The sequence below is a fragment of the Pseudomonas cyclaminis genome (assembly GCF_015163715.1).
Lineage (GTDB): Bacteria > Pseudomonadota > Gammaproteobacteria > Pseudomonadales > Pseudomonadaceae > Aquipseudomonas > Aquipseudomonas cyclaminis.
Window position 1 is genome coordinate 1 of sequence record NZ_JADDUM010000351.1, and the last position, 4,209, is coordinate 4,209.

Here is a 4,209-nt window from a genome sequence, read left to right on the forward strand (position 1 = left end):
CTTGCCCCCTCCCACATTGCTTAGCGGTGATTTCAGAGACTTCGTTTCACCTATTCCTACCGTCAAATCCCATCTCACACGTCTCCCCGTGCAGCCTGTTGTCGTCTGCAAAAAACCTCGTTATAACGGTTAGTGGCATACCGCCACACACCGGAAGTGATGCGATGAACCATGGAAGTTTCGTCATACAAAAGCTGTTCAAGCACTACAACGTCCATATGGAGCAACTGGGTCACGACCCGCAGAAAAAGACGGTGCTGATGGTCAATGGCGCGCTGTCCACCACGCGCTCCTTCGCCCGCACCAGCAAATGCCTGGCTGAGCATTTCAATGTACTGATGTTCGACTTGCCATTCTCCGGCTATTCCCGCGAGCACAACACCGACCTGGACCTGGTGACCAAGGACGACGAAGTGCAGATGCTGCGCGCCCTGGTGGAGCGTTTCGAGGTCAACCACCTGGTGTCGGCCTCCTGGGGCGGCATCTCCACGCTGTTGACCCTGGCGCACAACCCGCCGTCCATCGAAAGCTCGGTGGTGATGGCCCTGGCGCCCAACCTCAATCAAGCGATGCTCGACTATGTCGAGCGCGTGCGCGTGTTGATCGAGGCCGATGACAAGTCCGCCGTCGGCCACTTGCTCAACGAGACGGTCGGCAAATACCTCTCGCCCCGGCTCAAGCGCAACAACCATCGGCACCTGTCGACCATGGCCACCACCGAGTACCGCCAGGCGCGCTTTCATATCCACCAGGTGCTGGGCCTGGGCGACGGCAACTACCTGCCAGCACTGCGGCAGATTGAAACGCCGGTGCATTTCCTCAACGGCGCCCTGGACGAATACACCCCGGCTGCCGAAGCCCGGTTGTTCAAGCAGTACGTGGCGCGCAGCAGCTTTGCCGTGGCCGAGCACACCGGCCATTTGCTCGATCTGGAGTCCCGCGAGGCCGCGCTGTCGGTGCACCGCGCCCTGCTGAATTACCTGATAGGTGAGCACGCGACGTTGTCGGACTTAGACGAACCGCCAGTGGGAAAAAGCGCGACGGATGGCGCATAATCGCCAACACATAGCCTGCTAACAAAAGGGTTCCCATGCCGAATCGCGTCCCGCTCGATGCCAAGACCGCCCGCTGGCTCCCCTGGGTGGTGGCGATTGCCTTCTTCATGCAGTCGCTGGATGGGACGATTCTGAACACCGCACTGCCGGCCATGGCGCGGGACCTCGCCGAGAACCCGCTGCGCATGCAAGGCGTGGTGATCGCCTACATGCTCACCGTCGCCCTGCTGATCCCGGCGTCGGGCTGGATCGCCGACCGCTTCGGCACCAAGAAAATCTTCTTTGGCGCGATCATGCTGTTCAGCATCGGCTCATTGCTGTGCGCCTTATCCAGCAGCCTGAGCATGCTGGTGGGCGCACGGGTGGTCCAGGGCCTGGGCGGTGCGTTGATGCTGCCGGTCGGACGGCTGGTGGTTCTGCGTGCTTACCCGCGCTCCGAGCTGGTGCGAATCATGGGGTTCATCACCATTCCCGGCCTGCTCGGCCCCTTGCTCGGCCCGACCATGGGCGGCTGGATGGTGCAATACCTGACCTGGCACTGGATCTTCCTGATCAACCTGCCGGTAGGCATGATCGGCTGCTACGCCGTGTGGAAATTCATCCCCGACCTGCGCGGCAGCGAGCGTACGCGCTTCGATGGCATCGGCTTCCTGCTGTTCGGCGCGGCGATGGTGCTGATCACCATCGCCATGGAAGGCCTGGGCGAGCTGCATCTGCCGCACCTGCGGGTGATGTTGCTGCTGTTCGGCGGGCTGGCGTGCCTGGCGGCGTATTGGCTGCGGGCCGGGCATATCGACAATGCGCTGTTCTCGCCGGTGCTGTTCAAGACGCGCACCTTTGCCGTGGGCATTCTGGGCAACCTGTTCGCCCGTCTGGGCAGCGGCGCGCTGCCGTTCCTGGTGCCGCTGCTGTTGCAGGTGGCGCTGGGCTATTCGCCGTCGCAGGCCGGCATGAGCATGCTGCCCCTGGCGGCGGCGGCGATGTTTGCCAAGTCGGTGGCGCGGCCGCTGATCGAGCGTCTGGGTTATCGCATCGTGCTCACCGGCAACACGCTGGCGCTGGGCCTGATGCTCGCCAGCATGGGCCTGGTCACGGAACAAACGCCCTACCCGTTGCTGCTGGGCATGCTCGCGGTGCTGGGGGCGATCAACTCCCTGCAATTTACCGCGATGAACACCGTGACCCTGATCGACCTCGACGACGCCCAGGCCAGCAGCGGCAACAGTTTGCTGTCGGTGGTGGCGCAATTGTCCCTTAGCCTGGGCGTGGCCTGTGCCGGTGCGCTGCTCGGCGGGTTTACTGCAGAGGCCGGCAATGATGGCGTGGACAGTATCCTCGGCGCCTTCCAATTGACCTTCCTCACCGTGGGCATCATGGCGATGCTGGCGGCGGCGATCTTCCTGCAACTGGACCCTAAAGGCAGCGGCAAGCGGCAAGCTTGAAGCTGCAAGACGGCTTCGAGCTTGCCGCTTGCCGCTCATAACTTGCCGCGGCCCCCACCCCTCATCCGAACCATGCGAAAAAACCTACGGGGGCCTGCTACACTGCGCGACATTTTGTTTTGCAGAGCCAGTCCCGTGACTACCATCGCCACCGCTTTTAATACTTTGCCCCTGTCCGCCGCCATGCTGGCTAACCTCGACTCGCTGGGTTATGTCGAGATGACGCAGATCCAGGCGCAAAGCTTGCCGGTGATCCTCAAAGGGCTGGACCTGATTGCCCAGGCCAAGACCGGCAGCGGCAAGACCGCTGCATTCGGTATCGGCCTGTTGAACCCGATCAACCCGCGCTACTTCGGCTGCCAGGCGCTGGTGATGTGCCCGACCCGTGAACTGGCCGACCAGGTCGCCAAGGAAATCCGTCGCCTGGCCCGTGCCGAAGACAACATCAAGGTCCTGACCCTGTGCGGCGGCGTGTCCCTCGGCCCGCAGATCGCGTCCCTTGAACACGGTGCCCACGTGATCGTCGGCACTCCGGGCCGCATCCAGCAACACCTGCGCAAGGGTTCGCTGGTGCTGGACGGCCTGAACACGCTGATCCTCGACGAAGCCGACCGCATGCTCGACATGGGCTTCTACGACGCCATCGAAGACATCATCAGCAAGACCCCGCCACGCCGCCAGACCCTGCTGTTCTCGGCCACCTACCCGGTGAGCATCAAGCAGCTGGCGTCCAAGTTCATGCGCGCACCACAGCAAGTGAAGGCCGAAGCCTTCCACTCCGATGACCAGATCGAGCAGCGTTTCTTCGAGATCTCGCCGGAAGAACGCATGGACGCCGTGACCAAGGTGCTGGCGCACTTTCGCCCAGCCTCCTGCGTGGCGTTCTGCTTTACCAAGCAGCAAGTGCAGGAAACCGTGGACCACCTGACGTCCAAGGGCATTTCCGCCGTTGGCCTGCATGGCGACCTGGAACAGCGCGACCGTGACCAGGTGCTGGCGATGTTCGCCAACCGCAGCACCTCGGTGCTGGTGGCCACTGACGTCGCCGCCCGTGGTTTGGACATCGACGCGCTGGACATGGTGATCAACGTCGAACTGGCCCGCGACTCGGAAATCCACATCCACCGTGTTGGCCGGACTGGCCGTGCGGGCGAGACCGGCATCGCCATCAGCCTGGTCGCACCGTCCGAAGCGCACCGCGCCCAGGCCATCGAGCAACTGCAGAAGTCGCCACTGAACTGGGACCAACTGGACAACCTCAAGCCGCAAAGCGGCGGTCCGTTGCTGCCAGTGATGAGCACGCTGTGCATCGCCGCTGGCCGTAAAGACAAGGTGCGTCCGGGTGACATCCTCGGTGCACTGACCGGCGACGCCGGCATCCCCGGCGCTCAGGTCGGCAAGATCGCGATCTTTGACTTCCAGGCGTTCGTGGCCGTGGAACGTGGCATCGCCAAGCAGGCGTTACAGCGTTTGAATGACGGCAAGATCAAAGGCCGTTCGTTGCGCGTGCGCATCCTGTAAAAAATCTCCCATTCAATGGAGATCCAAATGTGGGAGGGGCTTGCCCCCGATTGCAGTGTGTCAGTCGGTACATCTGCCACTGATACACCGACATCGGGGGCAAGCCCCTTCCCACAGTTTTGATTGCATTTCAGATCAATATTTTGTGAGGACACCGTTTTGCGCTCGACCGAAGTTGTGATCATTGGCGC

The 4,209-nt window shown here is 62.3% G+C and carries 3 protein-coding genes; all 3 read left to right on the plus strand.

Annotated elements, in window-relative coordinates; translation table 11 throughout:
- Nucleotides 1-164: 164 nt before the first annotated feature.
- The 3 genes from IQK56_RS30260 to dbpA all read left to right on the plus strand — a co-directional run bounded on the left by IQK56_RS30260 (nt 165) and on the right by dbpA (nt 4,018).
- Nucleotides 165-1,055 carry an alpha/beta fold hydrolase gene (locus IQK56_RS30260; protein WP_150760243.1) on the plus strand — a complete coding sequence of 297 codons (891 nt, stop codon included), beginning with the start codon at nt 165-167 and terminating at the stop codon, nt 1,053-1,055.
- 35 nt (nt 1,056-1,090) lie between these two features.
- Nucleotides 1,091-2,497 carry a multidrug transporter subunit MdtD gene (mdtD, locus tag IQK56_RS30265; RefSeq protein ID WP_193863487.1) on the plus strand — a complete coding sequence of 469 codons (1,407 nt, stop codon included), beginning with the start codon at nt 1,091-1,093 and terminating at the stop codon, nt 2,495-2,497.
- A gap of 183 nt (nt 2,498-2,680) precedes the next feature.
- Complete coding sequence (dbpA, locus tag IQK56_RS30270; RefSeq protein WP_246500319.1) at nt 2,681-4,018, plus strand: ATP-dependent RNA helicase DbpA; 1,338 nt, start codon at nt 2,681-2,683, stop codon at nt 4,016-4,018.
- The last annotated feature ends 191 nt before the right edge of the window (nt 4,019-4,209 follow it).